Source organism: Rahnella sp. CG8, from assembly GCF_023701875.1.
GTDB lineage: Bacteria > Pseudomonadota > Gammaproteobacteria > Enterobacterales > Enterobacteriaceae > Rahnella > Rahnella aceris.
The window spans coordinates 1-21,254 of the sequence record NZ_JABAED010000039.1 but is presented as its reverse complement, the minus strand read 5'-3'; the positions used below and the strand labels follow the sequence as shown (position 1 = coordinate 21,254).

Genomic DNA, 21,254 nt, shown 5'->3' with positions numbered 1-21,254 from the left:
CAAAAGTTACGAGGTATTTATGAAAAAGATTTACACCTGCACCCTTTTATTTTGTATGAGCATACCGGCTGGCGCCCATGCAGTTCCCTTCGGCGGCCCGGGCAGGCCAATCGTAGCTCCAGCTCCCCCAATGCCAGGTATAGTGGCACCGTTTACTGTTCCGCCTCCTGCGGCAGAAATGATTGTGATCGGAGGTTTGACGTATTGGCTATTCAATGACACTTATTACCGGGAAATCGGCAACCGGTATGTTGTGGTAGAAGCGCCTGCCACGCGTGCTCATAATAAAGCCATGTCGGTGATGGATTTCAACGGAAAACGCTATTATGTCAGGGCGGGCAGGTATTATCAGCGTAACATTGATGGAGAATATATCGAAGTGTCGCCACCTGATGGCATTAATTAAAGATGAATAAACCCTTCTTTTTCCAGGGTGGATTAACCCTTTACAAAACCTTTATATTTTGTCACTGGTAATATTTTGACTGAGAAATCTAACACCCTTTTATATACCCAACGAAGAAAAAAGATAGCAGAGGCTGCTAAAGTATGCTTTAGCCGCTCTGGATTCCACGGTGGCAGCATAAGCGATCTGTCCAAAGAGACAGGAATGGGGCCGGGACAGTTATATCGCCATTACAAGAGCAAGACGGAATTGATAAATGAGGTAGTGCGAATCATCGCCACTGAGTGGCGAAATTTTCTAACTGAACGCCTTATACATCTGACGGAGTTGTTACATATTTTGGATGGTCAGTCTCCCTTTTGGCAGGGCTGGTCTTCACAAGATCACGCCCTTTTGCTCGAAGCCTATTCTGAAGCAGCGCGCAATAAAGAGGTCAGGGAAATACTATATAAAGAAGAATTATTGCTGATTAAAACCTTATGCTTCAGAAATGAAGGAAAGATGAAATACTCTTCAGAACGGATCAGGTTGATACTGATTATTATCGATGGGTTTCTTTGTAGAATTTTTATAGAGGAACAACTAGATTTGGACGAACTCAAAAAAATTGAGTTATTCCTTTTCAACAGTGAATAATAAATCATGGGTTCTGGCTTGCTGTTATAGCATTTAGAAACAGCATGGCTATTTTATCAGCCTCATTATTTGACTGTTCTCCTAACCTGAGTCGGCGTATCACCAGTCCATCTATCAGGAGTGAGGAAAAATAAAGTCGAGTCCGAAGAGTGCTTTCGGAAATATCAGGATGCTGCTCAGCCTCACGCTGATATATATTGTCTTTCAGCTCCTCATACGCTGCGGTAAAAAGAGGCTGGTAGCATGGATTACGACGAGCCTCTGCCGAAACGTCAAGCAGCAAAGAAATACTTTCTTGCGCATCATCAATAAATGATCTTTTTTCAGCAAAAACTAAGCCTGGCGAAAAAATGTCAATTTTATTTTGACTTTCATTAAGTAACTCTTTTAAGTTATCAACAGCATCAATGATGAGGATTTCAATAATTTCAGCTTTAGTTTTGTAATAACGATAAATCAGCCCCGTACTCACCCCAGCCTCTCGGGCAATATTTTGTACGGAAGTATTATGGAAACCTTTTTCTCGCATACATTTGCGAGCCGCACGAATAATTTCCTCTTTCCTAGTCATACTTGAGCTCTCATTTAAGATATTCTATGTATCCATCTTTGTTATGGTCATAATATAATATATATTATACAGGATAATTTCCAGTCTAAACTCGGTCTTGGTGACCTGCTCCCTGAGGACTGACGCACTGCAGTGTTAGTAACATCCGCTCTTGGCAAAAGGCTATCTATGCTCGAGTTATAAGGCTGCTATGAGCGAAATGCAAATGTATGCCATAAAAGAAATCGCTGATTTTAGCGAGACACTACTAATAAACTCATGCTCGGGAATCATTGGATTTCCCCGGCGACACTAACATCTAAGTCAAATATCCCAATATATTTACTTAAAAACTCATCATCATATAAAGTTGTCGTATTTTTTTCTCCAAATCTGGTTGTTTCTGTTTTTTACTTTAAATAAAAACCAAGGTGAAAATCGATAGGTGTAAATTAATTACTGCACTAGCATTATAGATAATTTCACAAGACTAGCATTGTTGAAGATTAGTAAAGTTAAACAAGAAGAAATCAATATAAAAATAATTATTAAGTAAAGCATCAGTATCCTTCTCGGTCTGTTAATATACCTTATAATAAATTTAGCGCCACAATGCTCGCATATAACGCTGCCATCAGTTAACTTACTTTTACAGAATCCACACATGGGATATTCATCAACATGATTACTTTTCAAAAAAACCTCTCATTATAACTTTGCTGTGTATAAAACTTATGCAACTCAAAATATAATTATATTATTTATGTTTTCTAATGGTTAACCTATACATAGCGTATACTTTACAGAAGTGCCGCTAAATTTTGCAAGTGGATTTTTGAACATTCGCGATGGAAATATTTCAAACTTATTTTTTGCTAGGCTCATTTTTATTTTAACTTTAATATCAAACTACTGTACTAACGAATAAAACTGTTCATTCATACAAATGATAGCTAAGAGTTATCCCACTAGCTAACACCCATTTGGAGATTTTCATGACTGATCTCTTAATGATCCAAACGCACTTCTGTTGAACTAGATGGTAATTTCGGTACATATACATTGTGAATTGAGGAACAATTATGATGGCTATAGGAAAAGTGTCAAAAAACAGTAAGTGACAGTGTATTTTTAATATCCCCCCAATCCGGTATTAACAGTAAGAAACATGCATTGCCAATGATGGCTATGTCTTATTCATAAAGCAGGTAATGGGTATCACCAGAGAATATCTCCCAACTTAGTAAAAAAACTCCTAAACCTCAATCCCACGAAAGTTACATATAACATGCTCTCATTAATTAACCTTCAGCGGTGTTTGAATTGTCTGCTTTTGGGACAGCGATAGCGGATTTTACTAATATCACTGATATGTTAATTAATGGGTAGCAGGTCAAATTAAACAAGATGACATGTACAGGCACACCAGAAAGTATGAATCGACTGGTGAAGTAACTGACGAGCAGATGGTTTATATAAAGGCGATTTATTCAACAAACTCCGTATAAGCTATTATTGTCATCTTATGCGTATTTGCTATCTATGCTATCTATATAGATGCGGAGAAATAACGCCGTAGGCATACATTTCCCCGCTGAGCGACCATAACTTATATGTTTAGATAATGCCAGCTGCCACCAGACTCTCCGCAGATGTCCAGTTTCCATGCAGCGACATGCGCATGCGGAACGGGATCTTGATCCGCGCCACTGGCCCAGTAGTCATCTTCAGGGAATCAAGCACGACCAGCTCAGTGTCGTGACCATGCAGATGGTTCAATAACGCGATCACGTAACCGTCGCCCTCGGCAGCATTCTTCGAGCGAGGGACGAAGATCGGCTCCTGGAAACACTGGGCATCACCCGGGAACCAGGCTTCACTGGCCCCGGTTTCCACATCGATGCGCGCGAGCTGATTAAAAAACTGGAACGGGCGTTCACCCAACAAACTGTCGAACGGCAGACTAGGGTCAAACGCCAGCACGAAGCCGTAGCGGTAGTGTTTCCCGGTGTAGCGTTCATCACAACGTGGAAATTCGCAGGGGAAACCGGTCAGCGGCGTCGGTTCCACCTTATTGCTGGTTGCCGATAAGTCGAATGTCCAACGCATCATCCGGGAGATCAAGGATTCGCCTGGCGGTACCCAGCCATCAACTTGCGGAAAGAAGTAAAACACGTTGCCATCGGTCACGGGCATGTCCACGTAGATCTTACCTTCTTCCTCATAGGCATTGAGGGTATGGCCCTGGAAGCCGTTGACCGGCCCTTCGAACCAGCGTATATCCTCGGGGCTCCCGTTGCGCGGTAGCACGCCGAATAGCTGCGGCAAATCAGGTTGCCACTGGAAATGCTGCCCACCTTGTTTCATCCGCTCTATATCAGCCGTCAGCGGAATCAGTGGAAAAATGACGTGGTTTTCGGTCACAGCAAAATCGTGAATCATTGCAGCATATGGCCCTTGGATCCAAATTTCCTTTTTGAGTTTCCCGCTTGCGTCGATCTCGTAATAGGCGATGTCCGGCGAAGCGTCGCCTTTGGCTTCATAGGCGAAGCACAGTAGGTCGCCGTTGTCGGGATCTACCTTGGGATGGGCGGTAAAGGTGGCTGACTTCACCTGGCCGCCAAAGTCATGCACACCTCGCGTTTCCAGAGTGAGAGGGTCTAGTGCATAGGGCAAGGCGTCTTCCTTCATCGACAGTAGTACGCCACCGTGAAACAGCACGGTGGTATTGGCTGTCGTGTTATTCTCGGCCGCAAGGGGGTCGTTGGTGAAAACATTCCGGTAGATGCCGTTGAGCGAACGGCCTTCGATACGCTGGGCCATCAAGCGATCGGTATGCACATAGCGGCGGCGCAGGCGCACATGCCCTTTGTCGAACTGGAACGCGCTGACCAGGCCATCTCCGTTGAAGAAAATGTCCTTACCCAGCATTGGCGGGTAGTAAGAATCTGGCGACACTTGATAGAAAATGCCGCTTATTTCTTTGGGGACCTCACCTTCGCTCTCAAGATCGTAGATCTCACATTCGACGCGGCTGGGCTTGTACAGGCCGGCGAACTCAGGAATTTCGGGAAATTTTATGCTCATGGTCTTCCTCTTTATCTAGGATGTTAGGGTCATTTACTACGGGATGTCAGAACGGATAAGTACGCGGTTCCTGCTGCACGCTGATCCAGTGATCGGTGGTGAGCTCAGCGATGATCCAATCACTGTTGAAGCGACCAATGCCACTGTTCTTCTCTCCACCGAACATTACGTTAGCTTCATCGTTGGGTGTGATGTCGTTAACATGGGTCATACCGGCATCAATCCGCTGCGCAAAGCGCACGCCGCGCGCTTCGTCGCCGGTGAACACCGCGCTGGAAAGCCCAAACTCGGTGGCGTTGGCGATACTCAGTGCATCATCTTCGTCCACTGCACGGATCAGTGGCGCAATCGGACTGAACTGCTCGGTCTGTGCTAGGTCAGATTCGTTAGGAACGTCGGTGAAGACCAGGGGCGGCAGAACCAGTCCTTCATGCGGAGCACCGAGCACCTGACGGAGGCCTGAGGTTTTGGCAGCCTCCAGTCGTGCCAGCGCCCTATTGAGTTGCGCATGGTTGATCAGTGGTCCGATCACCGTGTCCGCCGCATTCGGATCGCCGACCTTCAGGGCGCGAGCCCGCTCAACGAAGGCCTCCACGAAACGTGGGTATATTCCGGCCTCGATAATGATGCGGTTAGTACTCATGCAGATCTGCCCCTGATGCAGGAAACGCCCGACGATTGCTGCGTTTACCGCTCGCTCAAGATCGGCGTCATCGAGCACCACGAACGGTGCATTCCCACCCAACTCTAGCCCCACACGTTTGAGCATGGGGCCTGTGGCGGCCAGCTCGCCAATGCGACGCCCCACACGAGTCGAACCGGTGAACGAGATGAATTTCGGGATCGGATGGAGGGTGAAGGCGTCGCCGATTTCGCTGATTTCACCAATGACGACATTGAGCAGCCCCGGTGGCAGTCCAGCCTCTTCATAGATGCTTGCCAGAAGCAGACCGCCGGTAACCGGGGTATCATCCGCAGGCTTGAGCACGACACCATTACCAAGGGCCAGCGCCGGCGCTACCGAGCGGTTGGAGAGATGAAGTGGCCAATTCCAAGGGCTGATCACGCCAATAACCCCTAGTGGCCTACGGTAAACCCGGCTTTCGTTGCCTCGGATGTCCACAGGCAGAATCCGACCCTCCACCCTGTAGGGCATCGCCGCGACAGCCAGTGTGGTGGCTCGTACCGCGCTCCATTCCATTTCCGCTTTCAACCGGGTACTGCCCGACTCGGCGATCAGCCAATCAACAATTTCGGCATGGCGTGCGTCGATGACTTCGACGGCGCGGTAGAACACCGCCGCACGTTCGGCAGGCAGCGCTTTCGCCCACTCATATTGTGCCTTCGCCGCTGCAGTGTAGGCATTATCCAGATCGGCTCGTGTGGCCTGAACGATCTCGGTCAGAATAGACTGGTCGTAGGGGTTGCGAACTTGCAGAGCAGTCCCGGCACTTCCAGTGCACCATTGGCCAGCGATGAATTGACCTGTGAATGAAGTTCGTCTTTGATTCAAGTTCATAGGAAGCTCCTGTCATTGGTTGAGGGGGAGGTAACGTAAATGCTTAGTTCTGCGACCGACCGGCGAAGCGCTTCGCCTGCTGTCACGACTGAAGCAGCAATGTTCGAATTTAGGGCATTGCAGAAACCCTTCTGTACGAGCAGGAAGCGCGCCCTGACCAAACAGTCCTGAGCCAGAACAAATATTCTGTCTGCCGGGTTGCAGACGTCGAGCAAGCTCGTCAGTGCAGCACGCAGCAAACGATTCGCGGCTATCAGTAGGAGGTACTGCCATAACGGATGTACTGTTCGACCCAATCCAGGCACCGCTGCAACAGTCCATTAACGTGCCCAGCAAGATGCTAGCTTCGCCGCATAGGAACGCCATAGATCGAAGCCAGCGCCTAGCAGATGGCACCAAGCATCGGACAAATGACCCGCTCCCCCCGCCAAATGACCGTCGTATACGCCATCGGCAAGACCGGACAACACGATGATCGCAGCAGTGTAATCAGCCAACACGAAACCGTAGTTTCGGAAGTAGCGAAACATGCTGCCAATTCCTGCGCGCAACATCAGCCAAAGTGCGAGCACGAACAACGAAGGGACGGGCTGTCCAGCAAGTCCGAACAAGATTGCCCCTCCTGCTGCTCCCGTTGCGGAACCGGCGAGGGCGAGCTAGGACACGCTCGAGCAGAAGGCCCTGTGTCGGTTGGGTAAACAGCCAGACTGTCATGGCTGCCCACTAGGGGTGTCCCATCCCAAATGCGTTGGCCACAGTCAGGGCTATGAGAGCCGCAACAGTAGTTCGTAACGAGAAGAAGGTAGGCGTTTCTCTTAAGAGGTTTCCTCCATCCCCCCTCTTTTGGCTTGAGCAGCAGGCAAAACTGCATAGACAGCTATTTTCGCCAAGGAAAAACGGGAAATGGGGTCAGCCATGGTCGCCCTTCATAATTGAACATTGTCGTTCAATTTATGCGTACAGTACTGCTCCCGTCAATATAATTGTACGATTCCGTTCATTTTAATGTTATTGTAGAAGCTAAACCGTTGAGACCATAGGGGTTTGATAATGCGCAGGAAGACTGAGGCTCGTCGTTTGAGCTTTGTACAGGCAGCTGGCAAGCTTTTCGTCGAGCAGGGATTCGGTGCGGTAACGATGGAAGCGATCGCAGCGGAAGCCAAGGCCTCTAAGGTCACACTTTATAGCTACTTTCCCTGCAAGGATGATTTGTTCGGAGCGTTCGCTGCAGAGTCCGGGAAGGGTATTATCGATACGCTGGAGACTTCAAAAGAGGAGGACGGGTTACAGGCTACCTTGCAGCATCTGGGTATGGCTTATCTGAACCTCGTCACTCGACAAGAGATTGTTAACGTGAACCGCCTGATTATCGGTGAGGCAGGCCGCTTTCCGGAGTTAAGCCTCATCTTTTATGAGAACGGTCCACGGCAAACTTTGATCTCGATCTGCAACGTGCTTGACAGCCTGATGCAGCGCGGATTGCTTCGCCGGGCGGAACTGCGAAGAACGGGACTATATTTCAAGGCATTATGCGAGGCTGGACTGGTCGAACGTCAATTATGGGGACTGGATCATCCACCTGCCGAAGAAAAACGGCGGGAGGCGGTTGACGCTGCCATCGAAGCTTTTTTGCCTGCGTATTGCGCGATATAATCACATCACCCTCAGAACCAGGGAATACGGCATTGCTACACAACTGATCTCTTCCCAATATCGGTGCCAGGATAAATCAGAGATCCGGGCCTGTTGATCCCTTCCCAATATCGGTGCCAGCATAAATCAGAGATCCGGGCCTGTTTGCAGGCTTCGGATAAATTCTGCCGGAGTCTGGTTATTTAACGAGGAATGTGGCCGGTACTGGTTATATTCCTGCCGCCAGTGCTCGATCTTCTCCTGAGCATCTTCCAGTGACAGGAACCAGTGCACGTTCAGACATTCATCACGCAGGCTGCCGTTAAATGACTCAACCAGGGCGTTATCTGTGGGCTTCCCGGGGCGTGAGAAGTCCATCGTTACCCTGTTTTCATACGCCCAGCGATCCAGCGTTTTTGAGATAAATTCGCTCCCGTTGTCCGTCTGTAGCCGCTGTGGTACACGCTGCTGTGTCTGCCTGATCCGTTCCATCACGGCGACCACATCGTCACCGCGAAGCCCCTGGCCTACCTCGATCGCCACGCATTCACGACTAAAATTATCCACTACAGTCAGGGCACGGATCCGGCGTCCTGACTTTACCCCCAAATCCTGTCCCATTCAGAAACAGAATTCCGACACGATTGACCCTGACCCCTTCTTAATGCAGTCAGCAAAAGTATGGTAAGACTTACACAGAGTGAGGGGCGTCCGTCACATCACCACATACCAGCCTTGAATGTAATTTTTAAGTGACTTATCCACTTTTCCACCGCCCAGATCCAATAATAAGATCCTATATAGATCATCTAATAGATCAAAAGAGATCCCAGCCCAGCTACAGGCCTTGCCCTGTAAGGGTTTAAACCGTATTGCCAACCACTGTAATAAGTAAAACATCCACTATATTAAGCGTGTTAACCACTATAGACAGCTAGGTAACTTCGCTGGAGAGTGACTGTACACCACTGTAGTGAGTAAATCGTCAATATAGCTGTACATAACATTTAGTTAATTGAGATTGGTTAACCATTTGAAATTTATAGTAAAGATGACGAGTTGATTGATAATCCAAAATTATGTACACATTTTATGCACTGCCCCAATACCGGCTCTTCAGTGCTACGTTGATCTCTACTCCAAAACTTAAGGTCATGTTTTTTAACTTATCCTCTGGTTCGATCCAATAATAAGATCCTTATAGAACCTATAAGACCCAAAGAGATCCCCATAGCCTTCCAGGCCTTGTCATATCTGGAGTAAACGTTGGTCGTTAACCGCTGTAGTCAGTAAAACATCCACTATAAAAAGCAAACTAACCACTGTGTTTTGTAGTAAAACCGCTATAGTGAGTGATAGTATCCACTATATTGTGTACCTAGAGCCTCTTATCCACATTCAATGTGAGAGCTGATAATGTCTGAAAATGAGCCTAAAAACATAGAGATAGTTAAAGCATTCTCTGAAACCGATAAGCGAACAGGTGAACTTGTTACTCTGGTTCCTAACAGCAATAACACCGTTCAGCCTGTAGCATTGATGCGGTTGGGCTTATTTGTACCTACGCTGAAGTCCACAGCACGTGGACGTAAAGGTCAGATGAACTCAATGGATGTCACCTCTGAGCTGAAGCAGCTTTCGATCGTGAAGTCTGAGGGATATGAGAACATCAAGATCACCGGCGCCCGGCTTGATATGGATAACGATTTTAAGACCTGGGTTGGGATCATTCATGCCTTTGCTAAGCATAAGGTCCTAGGAGACTCTGTATACCTGCCATTTGTAGAATTCGCTAAGTTGTGTGGGATTCCATCCGCACGCTCTTCTGCGAAGCTCAGAGCGCGTCTGGAGGCCTCACTTGAACGTATAGCCACTAACACCCTCTCGTTTTCGAATAAAGAGGGGGATTACTACGTAACTCACCTTGTTCAGTCAGCAAAATATAGCCCGAAAAAGGACGCTGTCGAGTTGCAGGCGGATCCGAAGATCTTCGAGTTGTATCAGTTTGATAAGAAAGTTCTTCTCCAGCTCAGGGCAATCAACGAACTCTCTCGCAAGGAGTCTGCTCAGGCTCTGTATACGTTCATTGAAAGCCTTCCGACAGATCCTGCTCCCATATCTATGTCTCGCCTGCGTGCCCGCCTAAATCTGACCTCTCGAGCCATCACTCAGAATGCGACAGTACGCAAGGCTATGGAGCAGTTAAAGGCGATTGGGTATCTTGATTACACTGAAGTTAAGCGCGGTAAGGTAGTGTATTTTTGTATCCACTATAGGCGGCCAAAGTTACGCCCTGCGCAAATACCCACGGGCATAGGTGATGATGTTTACGATGTAATGGATGACGAACACATCATTGATGTCCCGGCAGAGAGGGATGCGGAATCAGCTATGCCTCGTGAGATGGTAATGCTGACTAAAGAAGAACTTGAGTTGCTGGAACAGCTTCGCCAGTCAAAGAAATAGTTTTGACCTCTTGCTGCTCATTGCCCTAAAGCTTGCTGCAGTGATGGCAGGCTTTTCATATTTATTGTTGAAAGCCGACTAACCACTGCAGTGAGCAACCTATCCACTGTAATCAGTAAAAGCTTCCATCACGAAATATCCTATCCACTGTGAACTGCATTCTTTACTCACTATAGTGGTTATTCAGATGATCTCCGCTAACCCCCCTAGTACTTACTAACCTGAAACCCCATATAGCATATACGTCAGTGATTACTAACTAATAGATGGATTCTTGTAATTACTCATTATAGTGGTTGGCGCTCTCCACAGCGGTTGTTTCAATTCTAGGTGTTTTCTACTCACCATAGTGGATTTTACTCACTGTAGTGGTTTCCGATGTCTTTACTCACTACAGTGGTTCTTTCTCTCTATCGTGGATAGGCTAACTTGTCGCATTATGTCTGGGTTAAAGCTTTAAACTGTTTTGAGACAGTGTCACTTTTGTGATGAGATAATGAACATCGTCCTCTCACCCCCATGGGACTGCTGAGGAAAATGCAATACCTTCCATTGGCGGCAGGTAAAAAAGGAAGCTGGAAGCAACTGACACTAACAACTCGGGTTGATCAAGCCTTATCAGTAAACCACTTCTCTAGAATTTAACGCGCATGAGGTCACTGAAACGTTTGATCTATGCGGGGATAGCATTTGGCGTTTCATCTCCCATGACTTTTGGATACCCTGTTCCTCGAACCATACGTGCCCTTTTCCGCTGTGATTAATTCCATTGAGAACTGCCATGAGCTGTTCGCTGTTTTCCCAAAGTAGACTTCGTTTATTAAAAATGGGCTTGTTTTGATGAATGCTGAGATATGTCGGCAATACTGATGTTCGCCCTGGGGTTTCTCGGCGGCACGTACGGCATGGCTGCAGATTGCCTCACGTATCAAATCGTATTCTGATACGCGATCATCGAATGACCTGGAGCAAACGATTTGTGTCTGTGCAAACTCTTTCAGCTCCAGACAAGGTTCGCCGTGCAGCTCCCGGGCGGTACGTTCCAGCACAATATTGAAATGTTTGCGTATCAGTTGTGTGGTAGCATCAAGTAACTCTAGGTCATCGTTTTTATTCGAAAAAAAGCGTAAAAGGACAGACCAACGTTGCTTCCATTAGCTGCTATTTTTCATCACAGATCTTAAGAATTTAGGCTTAGTTTCATCACATCTCCTAGCTTGTGCGAAACACAATTATGCCGTCGTATGCATAGCCATTGTGGTACTCGCTTCTTGCTGATAATTGTTATGCTCAACGGTTAATCGGCACATCCAACTTAATGATAAACGACGATTAGATGAATGCTTTTGCTGATTGATAACTAAGCCTATATGGGAAAACTTCTGGGGAAGAAAAACCAGCCTGAACCTTATCCTTAAGGAATAGGATCAAACGCATTAAAGGGTCAGGGGTTGGGTAAAGATATCCATAATGAACACTTACTTAATACTGTTCATTAATGGGTCTTCCCCGATCGTAGTGGCTAAAGGCATTATGATGGCAGTCTTGATTTACTGAGAAGTTTGCCATGGACGAAAATTCCCTCTAAGCCCATATCATTCAACAGTCCGCACCGTGACAGGTACAATCCCTTTCCCTTGATGAAAAATTTGGTTCATTGTCGGCATTGCTGAAAACACACAACTGCCCTTCCAACCTGCGGTAAATCCTACTCCATACATGATCACCGGCGTCGCAAATGGCGTCACCTCAATACCTGTCAGTTCAGCACACTAGTTGAAGCTGATGTCCCCCGCGTTGACTGCCACGAGCACGGTTGCCAGACACTGCCTGTGGCCTGTGCGGGGTCAGGCAGCCGCTACACTTTGCTGTTCGCAGCCTTTGTTCTCTCATGGCTGAAAGTCAGCACCATGATGCGGTAAGAAAACAGCTTAAACTCAGCTCGAATGCCGTGGACGGTATCATGATGCGCGCAGTCAAACGAAGCTTAGTCCGGATAAAACAGCCTTTATCGGCCCGTCATCTCTTCGTTGATGAAGTCGGCTTCAAAAGAGAACGCCAGTACGTCGGCGTTATCTCTGACAGGCAGGGACGTGCTTTGCAACTGGCCGATGATCGTGGTGTAGAGAGTGTTGCCAGTTATCTGCGCAGGCTGTGAGGCAACCAGCTTGATGAGATAAAAACGCTGTCTATGGCCTATATCAGTGCAGCCCTCATCTATCTCCCCAATCTCGTCGATAAAATCGTCTTCGATCACTTACATGTGGCAAAAATGTTGTGCGCCGTGGTTGATAAAACCCGTCAGGCTGAGATGAAACAGATCCCGTCGTCAGACAGGAAAGACACCAACTGCTCACGCTACCTGTGGTTTTACAGCAAACAAAACCGCTCGGGCGCCGGGCCGAGAGGTAAGAAGTTGCTCGGCGGGTGTTACCCCAAACGAGCCTGTGCTGGGTAATGAAAGAGCTTGCCCGTGACCTAAGGCACCGTCGCTATGATGTCCATAGCCGTAGGCTGTGGTAGGAATGGATGATAATGGCGAAGAACATAGGAATACCATTAATGGCCAGAGCTGGCCAGATGGAGGCAAAGCGTCTTTAAGTCATCCTGAATGCGATGAGAAACCGGGTATCAAACGGCAATGCGGAATCTCTAAACAGAAAAATCCGCCTACTCCGGACCAAGTCTCGTGTCTTCAGAAATAAAGAACGGTTCAAGCTGGGTGTGCTGTTTCACTACGGGAAGCTGGGTATGGGCTGGTGATTAGCAATTAAAAACAATAATGAGAGGTTTTAAATGGAAGGAATCAGAATAGATGTCTCAGAAAGTATTACACCAGAACATTTGATGTCAATCGAAGAGGGGCTGAATGAGTTTAACGGCTACATGACCGGTATCAGCGATCGTAAACCTTTATCTGTGGTTATCCGGGGTATAAGCAGTGGGAAGATCCTCGGAGGAATGTTGGACCGTTCATCCTTGGCCTTATTGTTCATAGTTAAGGCAGCTCTGGAGTACCCACCACAACAGGGGAAGACCCTCATTAATACCGTGTAACCATGGGTTCTTCAGCTTGTTAAGGGTTGCACCCAAGAAAGTCTTAGGCAGCTGATCAACGAGGAAACAAATAATTTTGATTTTGTCTCTTACCTGTTCAATCACGTTTGCGGTTTCAATTGAGCGATGCTCACTATGCTTTAGCTAAGTAATAAGTATGAATTAATACATAATAATTAGTCGATATTACTTCACATTTATCTTTTATGAGTTATTATTTAAGAAATACTACTTTTGATATCACGGGTGACAAATGATCACGATTGTTGGATGCAATAAAGGTGGGGCCGCGAAAACAACAACTGCAGTCAATATAGCTGTGGGTTTGGCCTTATGGGGCAAGGATGTGTGTCTGGTCGATGCTGACGTTCAACGCTCTTCGTCAAGGTGGTATGCCGAACGGGAAGCTGCAGGCCTTACCCCCTCCATCACCCTGATTGAGAAAAGAGACAACATATCTCAAACACTCAGAAGCCTTGATGAGAGGTTTGATCACGTTATAGTGGATGTTGCCGGACGAAACAGCCGTGAGCTGATTACAGGCGGAACCGTAGCTCATCAGATCATTGCTCCGCACCAATGCTCTCAGTTGGATCTGGATACGATGGTTGAGCTTCAGCAGCAGTTAGAAAGCATGCGGGATTTAAATCCAGAGCTTAAGGCATATTGCTATCAAAGTATGGCCACTACAAATCCCCTCCTTCAGGGAAACGAACGGCATGAATTTCTGGAGTATGTCCGCGAATTCGAAGGACTGATCCCTTTGAGCGCGACGGCATGTTACCGAAAGGTTTACCGAGATGTGATGTCTGAAGGTAAATCTGTCCTGGAAACATCTAACGAAAAAGCCAAGTCTGAAGTTCTTGCTCTGTTGAATGAGGTATTTTAATGGCTTTAAAAAAACCCCCTTTCACCAATCGCCGCATAGTTACTGAAGCAGAAGCGGATGCTCTGGCGAACAGATTGGCTGACCGTCCCTATGGCGATGAGAAAGTAGTTGTAGAACCTGTACCAGAAATATTGACCAGGACGACCATTTCTCTGCCTCAGAATACCTTGCGTGAAATTGAAGACCTGGCCTTGTATAACAAACGCGTCGGTATTGCGCCGAAAAGTGTGAGCGCTATCATTCGCGATGCTCTGGACGCGTATCTAAAAAAAGTATGATTTCATACTTATGCACCGCTGGGCTTCTTTTTGAAATCCAGCGCCCTCCCCTACTGTATTCAATTAGCACCTGATAATCCGCACTTCATACTTCACAATTATGTTTCCTTCCCTCTTTCCGAACTGGATAATTTCTGAAATAAAACAATCATGTTGCTATATTTTTGATGATAATTATGTGTGGAGCGTAACCTTATAATTCCTTAGCTACCAGTAGATTCAATTTGCTTTATTAAGTATTCCGTAATAATTCACACTGATAACGATCGTTTAGAGTTGATTATTTGAATGCTAAATTCAGTATGTCACCTCATACCTCATACCTAAATTTATCTGGTTCCGTTCTGGTGAGTCCGTGTTGCAATAAACGTCATTTATGCATTGTTTTGTTTGATAGAATTAGACCAAATAATTCATCCTTGCTATTTATTATTTCATAATTATGAATTATGAATTATGAATTATGAATTATGAGTTGTGTTGTTTGGTGATTTTACAGAGAACCTACAAGCAGCAATGAGAAGGGGGTCATCTAGCAATGGCTACATCTGCCCCCTGTATTACTGATTATTTAACATGTAGCATTTATGAAGTATTACTTATGATGATGTGCATCCACAGAAAAGTATTCCCTTGTTGAGATCAAACATATGTCACACATGTGAATTATGAGGATAACCTCAAAAGTAATACTTCATACTTATTTTAAATATGTGTGGAGTGCACTCATGTATCTGAAGAGATAAAAGGTAGCATTTCCTAGCATGAGGCAAGGCATCTGGCTCTAACATGACTCATTGAATCCTTCACAGTCTGTGCTGTGTCGGTTGCGCGCCACCGCATAATTCATACTTGTGAATTCATGATTAGCACTTATGATATCCAGGCTGAGATTCAATGTAGTAAATCTGATGCCAGTTACTAAAGTTAGCGCGTTACCAGGGGGGATGGGAGCAGCAAATTGCAGTGAAATATAATGTCGCACTTATGAAGTGTGATTTAATATTTATTAAACGTTTTGTTTGTCACTAAGCCTCGTGTGAGATTATATGACACATCTCACATCTCACATCTCACATCTCATACTTATTATTTCATATTATCTACATCCGCAATTTCACGGGTAAATAGCTGCTCATCAGTCATATCTTTGAAAATAAGAGAAATGTTTGTCAGAAACTGTGACCATGGTTATGCGACAATAGAGTCGCAATCTTGTTCTAAACAACAATTTCCCGGCAGCAGGGCAGGGGGGTTACCCTGACCCAAAATCCTGCTCCATTCAGAAACAGAATTCCGGCATGATAATGACTCCCCTGAACAGAGGATGTGCCGATGAAAAAGTCACGATTCACCGAAGGGCAGATTGTTTTTGCCCTAAACCTGGTGTGGCTGGTCGGTGGTGGTGTGTCGCTGATTGAAGTCGCTGTGCACCGTGCCTGGAAACTGACTCCTAAACGCATTGTTGTAGTTAATGAACCCCAGATGGCGTTGGTTCGCGAACTTGTTTTACTTTAATTCCAAGGAGCGCTATTCGTGACCGACAAACGTAAGAAACTGACCGTCTATTTGCACCCTGAAGACGATAGTCAGGATGCCAGGGCGATGGAGATTATCGAGTCAGTTCCCCTGCGCACCCGTGGTGATTTTTTCCGTGCGGCGATCGTGGGCGGAAGCGCGTTATACCAGCTGGATAAGCGTCTGCCTTATCTGTTATCCATGCTGTTCGATGGCCAACTGACCGCCGACCATCTGGTGGGTATTATTCAGCAAACGACGGGATGGCAGCCCACGACGGCCAGCATTCAGGACGTCATTGCCGCCTGCGCTGGCCAGGTGCCTGCCCCCTCAGAGCTCCCGGAACCCACCGGCAGTACGGAAAGGGAAGGGCAGGCCCGAACTAATTTCAAACGCATGCTGAAAAAAGACTGAAGCCCTCTGGCGTGCCGGAAGATTTGTGGAGAGAACCATGTCATTTATGCTGTTATGCAAAGGGATCATCGGACTGGAGACGCTGACGGGCAGGGCGCGCAAAAGCGCGGCGGAGTGGTGTTTTCTCATCAGCTGCCTGTTTATTGTGCCGCTGCTGATATTTGACGGTTCAGTGTGCCTGTGAAGATACTCCTGCAGCTGTGCTGGGCGATCGTGGTGGTACGCGCGGCCTTTCTGGCCTCTGAAACCTGGAAGAAAAACCGCAAGTAAAACCGATCATCGTTTTCCGCCGGCCTGCGTGCCGGTTTTTTATGGAGACATCAGGCCGGGAGTGTGCGGTTTTCACATCAGCTGTAGACGATATGACGCTTCCTCGTCGCGGCTGTTCGTTCCTCGCGGTGCTGCGGTACGCCTCAGCCGGGTCTGCGGCGAGCGTTGCGGTTTTTTACAGGGTGGACTTTTTTTCCGCTTTTCGACATTCTCAAGACGACGGCCCGGTCGTGCTGGCCGGCTCAGAACCCGGACGAATGATAAAGGGGCACTTAACCCCGCTGGAGGCATGACATGGTCATTAATCCCCGCTTTCCCAAAGAGCTGATTTTCTTCTCGGACGTCAAAGATGCCGTCGCTGACGCGGCGACCCGCATTTTTCTGACAGGTAAAGAAATCTGCCACGATACCCTGGCGGAATGTCTGGCCGACCGGCTGGCTTATGCGAAAATCATTGAAGACAACTATACGGCCGGCGTGATGCAGCAGGCGATTGACCTGCTTGAAGAGCATCGTGGCGACCTCTGAACCGTCCGCGACGAACAGCATGTCATCCTCATTCATCGTCTGACCTCAGGGGCCGGCCTGGCCGGTGTCTGTCCTGCTGCCATTCATTTCGGGTACCGCGACGGTCGTCGCAGGCTACCGCCTCACTTCAAACCGCAGCCGGTTATCCACAGATTCACTGAGTAACTTCGGTATTCGCGGGGGATAAGTCGGTGTACCTTTCTGCGCCGGCCCTGTGCCTGGCGGCTTTTCACCCAAGGATGTCGCGTTGCTCCACATTTATGGCACCTCGCGGTGCCGACGCGCTTCAACACATCCAGCCTCATCCCTTATTTTCCGAATGTTAGCGCCATCTTCTTTCATCTTGCCCGCAAGGTGCCGTTACAATACGCGCACCAGCCGGTATATCTAAGACCAGACAAAGGAAGCGTATTACCAGTGCACCAATATTGAATGTTCAAGCACGTTTACATCGGTGGAAAGCGCAGCCGCCGCTTAAGGCCGCTGCTAAACCCATTACCGTGCCGGACATGAAGCGCCACATATTGGGCCGATACGGCTCGGGTTTTTAACTCTGAAAAATACGCTACCTGCATCCAACCCCGCCATTGTGCGGGGCTTTTTTTGCCTGCCATTTGAGGCTGTTTCTCTGGCTAGCAAGCAAAAATGAGTATGCATGCCCAAGGTGCATGGATTTGCATGCAGCCACAGGCTGTAAATCCCCCTACCTGGAACCGTACTGGCGGGGCTTGAGCGACAGTGTGCAACTGCATTAAAAGCGGATATGGTGATATAAACCTTCCTCAGTGATAAATGAATCCAGTACATATTTTTGCAACCTCAGTAAATTCTGTTTTGAGCAATTTCTTTTTCTAATTGGTCAAGACAACTGATACTGATGCTTTGCGGTGAAGTTGCTCCGGTTAAGGTCATTGTCACTTTCATATCCTCCGCGTATAAACGCAGCAGATTCATTACCCCTGCTTCTCCCGCAGCGGCAAGTGCGTAAATATAAGCGCGACCAAGCAATACCCCTTTCGCCCCCAGCGCAAGCATTTTTATAACATCCACCCCTGAGCGTACTCCGGAATCAGCTAAAACCGTCAGATCACTACCTACTGCATCTGCAACGCGTGGAAGCGCCCTTGCTGTGGCAATCGCTCCATCAAGTTGGCGCCCTCCGTGGTTAGAGACGACAACACCATCGGCACCCATTCGCAAAGCATCTCTTGCATCATCAGGTTCCAGAATACCTTTGATAATGAGTTTTCCTTTCCAGCTATCACGTATCCACTCCAGATCATGCCAGGTGATATTAGGGTCGAAATTATTGTTTATAAACCCCATATAATCACTCATCGACATCCTTTGTCCGGTGTAGGCTTCTATGTTACCAAATGATAAAGGCCTTCCAGCCAGACCGACATCTATGGCCCAGTGAGGGTGCGTACAGGCTTGAAGATACTGCCTGAGGGAGGAGAGTGGCCCTGACATACCTGAACGTTTATCACGATAACGTGAGCCAGGGATCGGCATATCGACAGTAAAAACCAACGTTTTCATGCCTGCAGCCCAGGCGCGTTCAAGCGCATTGCGCATATAACCTCGGTCCCTGAGGACATATAACTGGGACCATAGCTCACCTGAGGCATTGCGCGCGACTTCTTCGATAGGGCACACTGAAACGGTCGAAAGAGTATAAGGAATACCCATCGTTGCTGCTGAACGTGCCGCCTTAACCTCACCGCGGCGGGCATACATGCCCGTAGCACCTACCGGTCCTAGAGCTACCGGCATTGCCCATGTAGAGCCTAAAATTTCTGTAGAGAGCGTTGGGGAACCAACACCGCAAAGTACCCGTTGGCGAAGTTTTACAGATGACAACTCAGTAGAGTTGTCTGCCATGGTATTTTCCACCACAGCGCCACCGTCTATATAATCGAAGAGAAATCGTGGAAGACGACGGCGTGCAGCTTCACGATAATCATCTGGTGATGAAACTATCATTTTTTCCTTCTTATTTTCATGTGGGGAGATATAACAAGGAGAAGTTACCCGCATAGTAATTATGAAAAAAATGAAATTTCAGCATCGTTTTCATTCCAGAAAGGAATGCCATAAGGATTGTGTGCCATTTCTTGTTGCCTTATCTCCGGTAAAATCCCAGAGAACAAACAAACAGCTAAATAGAGTGACTGGTTTAGGGGGAAATAGCGTAAATCAGTTTAACTTGTTCCCTTTTAGCTAGCGCGCCAGGACTTAAATGATCAACTTTATTAAAGGTGATAACGTCTACAAACTTCCGTTTCTCGCTCTCAGCAGACCTTCAGCGTCACGTGTTTGTCTGCTCTGTGCCAGCAGCGGACGTTACTGATTTTAACCTTCAGAAAAGGTAGGCGTACCAACCGATGTAACAAATATCTGTTAAAATTTCATTTGGTTTTTTAAGGAGAATAGATTTCATATGCGAATTCCTGATTATCCTTCGCGAGATTCTGATAAATGGGCACAGGTAGATGCCTGGTTTTCTGAAAAGCTCGCCCCTGAAGACTCAGATTTAAAATACACTCTCGCTAATAACATAGATCAAGGATTGCCCACACACGATGTATCTGCTTTGCAGGGGAAAATGCTGGCCATTTTCATTCGTATGTCACGTGCTGTCCGTGTTCTTGAAATAGGCACGCTTGGGGGTTATAGCACCATATGGATGGCCAGGGCTCTCCCACCACATGGAAGCTTAACGACAATTGAATTCAACGAGCATCATGCAGAGGTTGCTCGACAGAATATAAACAAAGCGGGGCTGGCTGAGCGCGTTACGTTGCATATTGGGGCAGCACTTGATGTCTTGCCAACACTTAAAGCCCCCTTTGACCTGATTTTTATCGATGCTGATAAAGTGAATAACCCACACTATCTTGAATGGGCTATCAAACTGTCGCAACAAGGTACTGTTATCGTTGGGGATAACACTGTGCGCGGTGGCGGTGTAATCGACTCCAGCAGTGATGATCCGAACGTTAAAGGTCTGCGAGAATTTGTTCAGATGATTTCTGAGGATGAGCGACTTGAAGCTACAGCAGTACAGACTGTTGGTGAAAAAGGATGGGATGGTTTCGTCATGGCTATCGTTAAAGCCCGGTGATTATATTTTTCGCTAAGAAGAACTGACCTGCCCCCCCGTTGATTCAAACAGAATGCTGTTAGCAATGTCCGCAGATCGCTCTCAGCAGACCTTCAGCGTCACATGTTTGTATGCTGTGTGCCCAGGTTGTGTGAAAACTTTTTTGGCCGCTGAAACTGCCAAAAACAGAGCTGAAAACCGCGCTCATACGTAAAATTCGGCTCTACTAACCAGTCGATCAATTCCAGATTTTGCGTAGACGTGCGCACTTCAGTTTTTGGTCAGGGTTTTCACACAGCCTGTGCCAAAGCGGACGTCAACCACTGAATATATGCCATAAGGATTTAAGGTAAATTTCTGGTTATCATGTGCTTTGCGGGTTGTTTATTAAAAATGCTTCAGCGAGTATTTCCGGTAAGAAAAATCAGGTGGTGGCGTTATGAAGATAGCTGAGATCGATCATATACATGTATACGTTGAAGATATTGAGCAGGCAGAACACTGGTATAAAGAGGTCCTTGGCTTCTCACGCGACAGCTCGCTGTACTTCTGGTTTGAACAGGGTGGACCGCTGGTCATAAGCAATAACGGGGCGTCACTTTCCCTTTTCCTTAGAGAATCTCAGCATCCTGGTCATACGATGGCTTTCGGAGTGAGAGCACCATCTTTCATCGAGCTAATACCGATCCTCAAGAACAACGGAATCCCTTTTACCGTCAGCGACCATGAAGTATCGATGTCCGTATACTTTAGCGATCTCAGTAATAACAAAATAGAAGTTACGTCTTACGATTATATTCAAGCAAAGCAGATACTGGAGGTGACCTGCCCCCAGGATTAGATACAACGCTCACTTAGTAATGTCGGATCCTTCACTATCAGAATTACCCTTTCTCCA

At 47.1% G+C, this 21,254-nt stretch carries 20 protein-coding genes and 4 pseudogenes; 15 read left to right on the top strand and 9 right to left on the bottom strand.

Annotated elements, in window-relative coordinates; translation table 11 throughout:
• The first annotated feature begins 19 nt into the window (after positions 1 to 19).
• Both HGO41_RS23490 and HGO41_RS23485 read left to right on the top strand, forming a co-directional pair.
• Positions 20 to 406, top strand: a complete 387-nt coding sequence (locus HGO41_RS23490; RefSeq protein ID WP_200227368.1) for a DUF6515 family protein — start codon at positions 20 to 22, stop codon at positions 404 to 406.
• A 75-nt stretch (positions 407 to 481) separates the two neighbouring features.
• On the top strand, positions 482 to 1,042 hold the full coding sequence (locus tag HGO41_RS23485) for a TetR/AcrR family transcriptional regulator (protein ID WP_250981518.1): 561 nt from the start codon (positions 482 to 484) through the stop codon (positions 1,040 to 1,042).
• A gap of 4 nt (positions 1,043 to 1,046) precedes the next feature.
• On the opposite strand, the gene HGO41_RS23480 is transcribed toward HGO41_RS23485, so the two are convergent.
• The 4 genes and pseudogenes from HGO41_RS23480 to HGO41_RS23465 all read right to left on the bottom strand — a co-directional run.
• On the bottom strand, positions 1,047 to 1,613 hold the full coding sequence (locus HGO41_RS23480) for a TetR/AcrR family transcriptional regulator (RefSeq protein WP_250981517.1): 567 nt from the start codon (positions 1,611 to 1,613) through the stop codon (positions 1,047 to 1,049).
• Positions 1,614 to 3,209: 1,596 nt separating this feature from the next.
• The gene (locus HGO41_RS23475) at positions 3,210 to 4,679 is read right to left on the bottom strand and encodes a carotenoid oxygenase family protein (RefSeq protein WP_241917297.1); all 1,470 of its coding nucleotides are present in this window, start codon (positions 4,677 to 4,679) and stop codon (positions 3,210 to 3,212) included.
• A 46-nt stretch (positions 4,680 to 4,725) separates the two neighbouring features.
• Positions 4,726 to 6,198 carry an aldehyde dehydrogenase family protein gene (locus tag HGO41_RS23470; RefSeq protein ID WP_250981516.1) on the bottom strand — a complete coding sequence of 491 codons (1,473 nt, stop codon included), beginning with the start codon at positions 6,196 to 6,198 and terminating at the stop codon, positions 4,726 to 4,728.
• 320 nt (positions 6,199 to 6,518) lie between these two features.
• Positions 6,519 to 6,836: pseudogene (locus HGO41_RS23465) on the bottom strand (FUSC family protein); the annotation flags it as partial.
• Between the two features lie 412 nt (positions 6,837 to 7,248).
• Between HGO41_RS23465 and HGO41_RS23460 the strand changes: the two are divergent.
• Entirely contained in the window at positions 7,249 to 7,851 is a 603-nt protein-coding gene (locus HGO41_RS23460; protein WP_241917299.1) for a TetR/AcrR family transcriptional regulator, read from the top strand.
• A gap of 126 nt (positions 7,852 to 7,977) precedes the next feature.
• Here the strand turns inward: HGO41_RS23460 and HGO41_RS23455 are convergent.
• Positions 7,978 to 8,427, bottom strand: a pseudogene (locus HGO41_RS23455) (integrase core domain-containing protein); the annotation flags it as partial.
• An 819-nt stretch (positions 8,428 to 9,246) separates the two neighbouring features.
• On the opposite strand from HGO41_RS23455, the gene HGO41_RS23450 reads away from it, so the two are divergent.
• Entirely contained in the window at positions 9,247 to 10,296 is a 1,050-nt protein-coding gene (locus HGO41_RS23450) for a RepB family plasmid replication initiator protein (protein ID WP_241917300.1), read from the top strand.
• Between the two features lie 618 nt (positions 10,297 to 10,914).
• Here the strand turns inward: HGO41_RS23450 and HGO41_RS25960 are convergent.
• The 3 genes from HGO41_RS25960 to HGO41_RS25880 are packed head-to-tail and all read right to left on the bottom strand — an operon-like array spanning position 10,915 to position 11,461.
• Complete coding sequence (locus HGO41_RS25960; RefSeq protein ID WP_502947402.1) at positions 10,915 to 11,061, bottom strand: DUF4113 domain-containing protein; 147 nt, start codon at positions 11,059 to 11,061, stop codon at positions 10,915 to 10,917.
• Positions 10,995 to 11,345: a DinB/UmuC family translesion DNA polymerase gene (locus tag HGO41_RS23445; protein WP_502947401.1), complete on the bottom strand. Its 351-nt coding sequence runs from the start codon at positions 11,343 to 11,345 to the stop codon at positions 10,995 to 10,997. Before HGO41_RS23445 ends, HGO41_RS25960 begins: the two co-directional genes overlap by 67 nt.
• A 47-nt stretch (positions 11,346 to 11,392) precedes the next feature.
• Complete coding sequence (locus tag HGO41_RS25880; protein WP_353050908.1) at positions 11,393 to 11,461, bottom strand: DUF6500 family protein; 69 nt, start codon at positions 11,459 to 11,461, stop codon at positions 11,393 to 11,395.
• A gap of 429 nt (positions 11,462 to 11,890) precedes the next feature.
• Between HGO41_RS25880 and HGO41_RS23440 the strand changes: the two are divergent.
• The 9 genes and pseudogenes from HGO41_RS23440 (at position 11,891) to HGO41_RS23400 (ending at position 17,728) form a co-directional block, all read left to right on the top strand.
• Positions 11,891 to 13,059 (top strand): annotated as a pseudogene (locus HGO41_RS23440) (ISL3 family transposase).
• 33 nt (positions 13,060 to 13,092) lie between these two features.
• Positions 13,093 to 13,353 carry a hypothetical protein gene (locus HGO41_RS23435; protein WP_241917301.1) on the top strand — a complete coding sequence of 87 codons (261 nt, stop codon included), beginning with the start codon at positions 13,093 to 13,095 and terminating at the stop codon, positions 13,351 to 13,353.
• A gap of 253 nt (positions 13,354 to 13,606) precedes the next feature.
• The gene (locus HGO41_RS23430) at positions 13,607 to 14,242 is read left to right on the top strand and encodes an AAA family ATPase (RefSeq protein WP_037035481.1); all 636 of its coding nucleotides are present in this window, start codon (positions 13,607 to 13,609) and stop codon (positions 14,240 to 14,242) included.
• Complete coding sequence (locus tag HGO41_RS23425) at positions 14,242 to 14,520, top strand: ribbon-helix-helix domain-containing protein (protein ID WP_121019193.1); 279 nt, start codon at positions 14,242 to 14,244, stop codon at positions 14,518 to 14,520. Before HGO41_RS23430 ends, HGO41_RS23425 begins: the two co-directional genes overlap by 1 nt.
• Before the next feature lie 1,335 nt (positions 14,521 to 15,855).
• The gene (locus tag HGO41_RS23420) at positions 15,856 to 16,038 is read left to right on the top strand and encodes a plasmid segregation protein ParM domain-containing protein (protein ID WP_250981515.1); all 183 of its coding nucleotides are present in this window, start codon (positions 15,856 to 15,858) and stop codon (positions 16,036 to 16,038) included.
• Between the two features lie 18 nt (positions 16,039 to 16,056).
• A complete protein-coding gene (locus tag HGO41_RS23415; protein WP_250981514.1) occupies positions 16,057 to 16,452 on the top strand; it encodes a plasmid partitioning/stability family protein in 396 nt (131 codons plus the stop codon).
• A gap of 37 nt (positions 16,453 to 16,489) precedes the next feature.
• On the top strand, positions 16,490 to 16,636 hold the full coding sequence (locus HGO41_RS23410) for a hypothetical protein (protein WP_250981513.1): 147 nt from the start codon (positions 16,490 to 16,492) through the stop codon (positions 16,634 to 16,636).
• A 380-nt stretch (positions 16,637 to 17,016) separates the two neighbouring features.
• Positions 17,017 to 17,250, top strand: a complete 234-nt coding sequence (locus HGO41_RS23405) for a hypothetical protein (RefSeq protein WP_250981512.1) — start codon at positions 17,017 to 17,019, stop codon at positions 17,248 to 17,250.
• A gap of 319 nt (positions 17,251 to 17,569) precedes the next feature.
• Positions 17,570 to 17,728 (top strand): annotated as a pseudogene (locus HGO41_RS23400) (ogr/Delta-like zinc finger family protein).
• Between the two features lie 341 nt (positions 17,729 to 18,069).
• On the opposite strand, the gene lldD reads toward HGO41_RS23400, so the two are convergent.
• On the bottom strand, positions 18,070 to 19,236 hold the full coding sequence (gene lldD, locus HGO41_RS23395) for an FMN-dependent L-lactate dehydrogenase LldD (protein WP_250981511.1): 1,167 nt from the start codon (positions 19,234 to 19,236) through the stop codon (positions 18,070 to 18,072).
• Positions 19,237 to 19,693: 457 nt separating this feature from the next.
• Here lldD and HGO41_RS23390 point away from each other — a divergent pair, with 457 nt between their 5' ends.
• Together HGO41_RS23390 and HGO41_RS23385 are read left to right on the top strand one after the other, a co-directional pair.
• Positions 19,694 to 20,377 carry an O-methyltransferase gene (locus tag HGO41_RS23390; protein WP_250981510.1) on the top strand — a complete coding sequence of 228 codons (684 nt, stop codon included), beginning with the start codon at positions 19,694 to 19,696 and terminating at the stop codon, positions 20,375 to 20,377.
• A 418-nt stretch (positions 20,378 to 20,795) separates the two neighbouring features.
• Positions 20,796 to 21,197, top strand: a complete 402-nt coding sequence (locus tag HGO41_RS23385) for a VOC family protein (protein ID WP_250981509.1) — start codon at positions 20,796 to 20,798, stop codon at positions 21,195 to 21,197.
• Positions 21,198 to 21,254: the final 57 nt, after the last annotated feature.

Bases quoted from the DNA above. Each gene is read 5' to 3' on its own strand.
- HGO41_RS23490 (WP_200227368.1), top strand. From the start codon at position 20: ATGAAAAAGATTTACACCTGCACCCTTTTATTTTGTATGAGCATACCG.
- HGO41_RS23480 (WP_250981517.1), bottom strand. From the start codon at position 1,613: ATGACTAGGAAAGAGGAAATTATTCGTGCGGCTCGCAAATGTATGCGA.
- HGO41_RS23475 (WP_241917297.1), bottom strand. From the start codon at position 4,679: ATGAGCATAAAATTTCCCGAAATTCCTGAGTTCGCCGGCCTGTACAAG.
- HGO41_RS23470 (WP_250981516.1), bottom strand. From the start codon at position 6,198: ATGAACTTGAATCAAAGACGAACTTCATTCACAGGTCAATTCATCGCT.
- HGO41_RS23460 (WP_241917299.1), top strand. From the start codon at position 7,249: ATGCGCAGGAAGACTGAGGCTCGTCGTTTGAGCTTTGTACAGGCAGCT.
- HGO41_RS23450 (WP_241917300.1), top strand. From the start codon at position 9,247: ATGTCTGAAAATGAGCCTAAAAACATAGAGATAGTTAAAGCATTCTCT.
- HGO41_RS23435 (WP_241917301.1), top strand. From the start codon at position 13,093: ATGGAAGGAATCAGAATAGATGTCTCAGAAAGTATTACACCAGAACAT.
- HGO41_RS23430 (WP_037035481.1), top strand. From the start codon at position 13,607: ATGATCACGATTGTTGGATGCAATAAAGGTGGGGCCGCGAAAACAACA.
- HGO41_RS23425 (WP_121019193.1), top strand. From the start codon at position 14,242: ATGGCTTTAAAAAAACCCCCTTTCACCAATCGCCGCATAGTTACTGAA.
- HGO41_RS23420 (WP_250981515.1), top strand. From the start codon at position 15,856: ATGAAAAAGTCACGATTCACCGAAGGGCAGATTGTTTTTGCCCTAAAC.
- HGO41_RS23410 (WP_250981513.1), top strand. From the start codon at position 16,490: ATGTCATTTATGCTGTTATGCAAAGGGATCATCGGACTGGAGACGCTG.
- HGO41_RS23405 (WP_250981512.1), top strand. From the start codon at position 17,017: ATGGTCATTAATCCCCGCTTTCCCAAAGAGCTGATTTTCTTCTCGGAC.
- lldD (WP_250981511.1), bottom strand. From the start codon at position 19,236: ATGATAGTTTCATCACCAGATGATTATCGTGAAGCTGCACGCCGTCGT.
- HGO41_RS23390 (WP_250981510.1), top strand. From the start codon at position 19,694: ATGCGAATTCCTGATTATCCTTCGCGAGATTCTGATAAATGGGCACAG.
- HGO41_RS23385 (WP_250981509.1), top strand. From the start codon at position 20,796: ATGAAGATAGCTGAGATCGATCATATACATGTATACGTTGAAGATATT.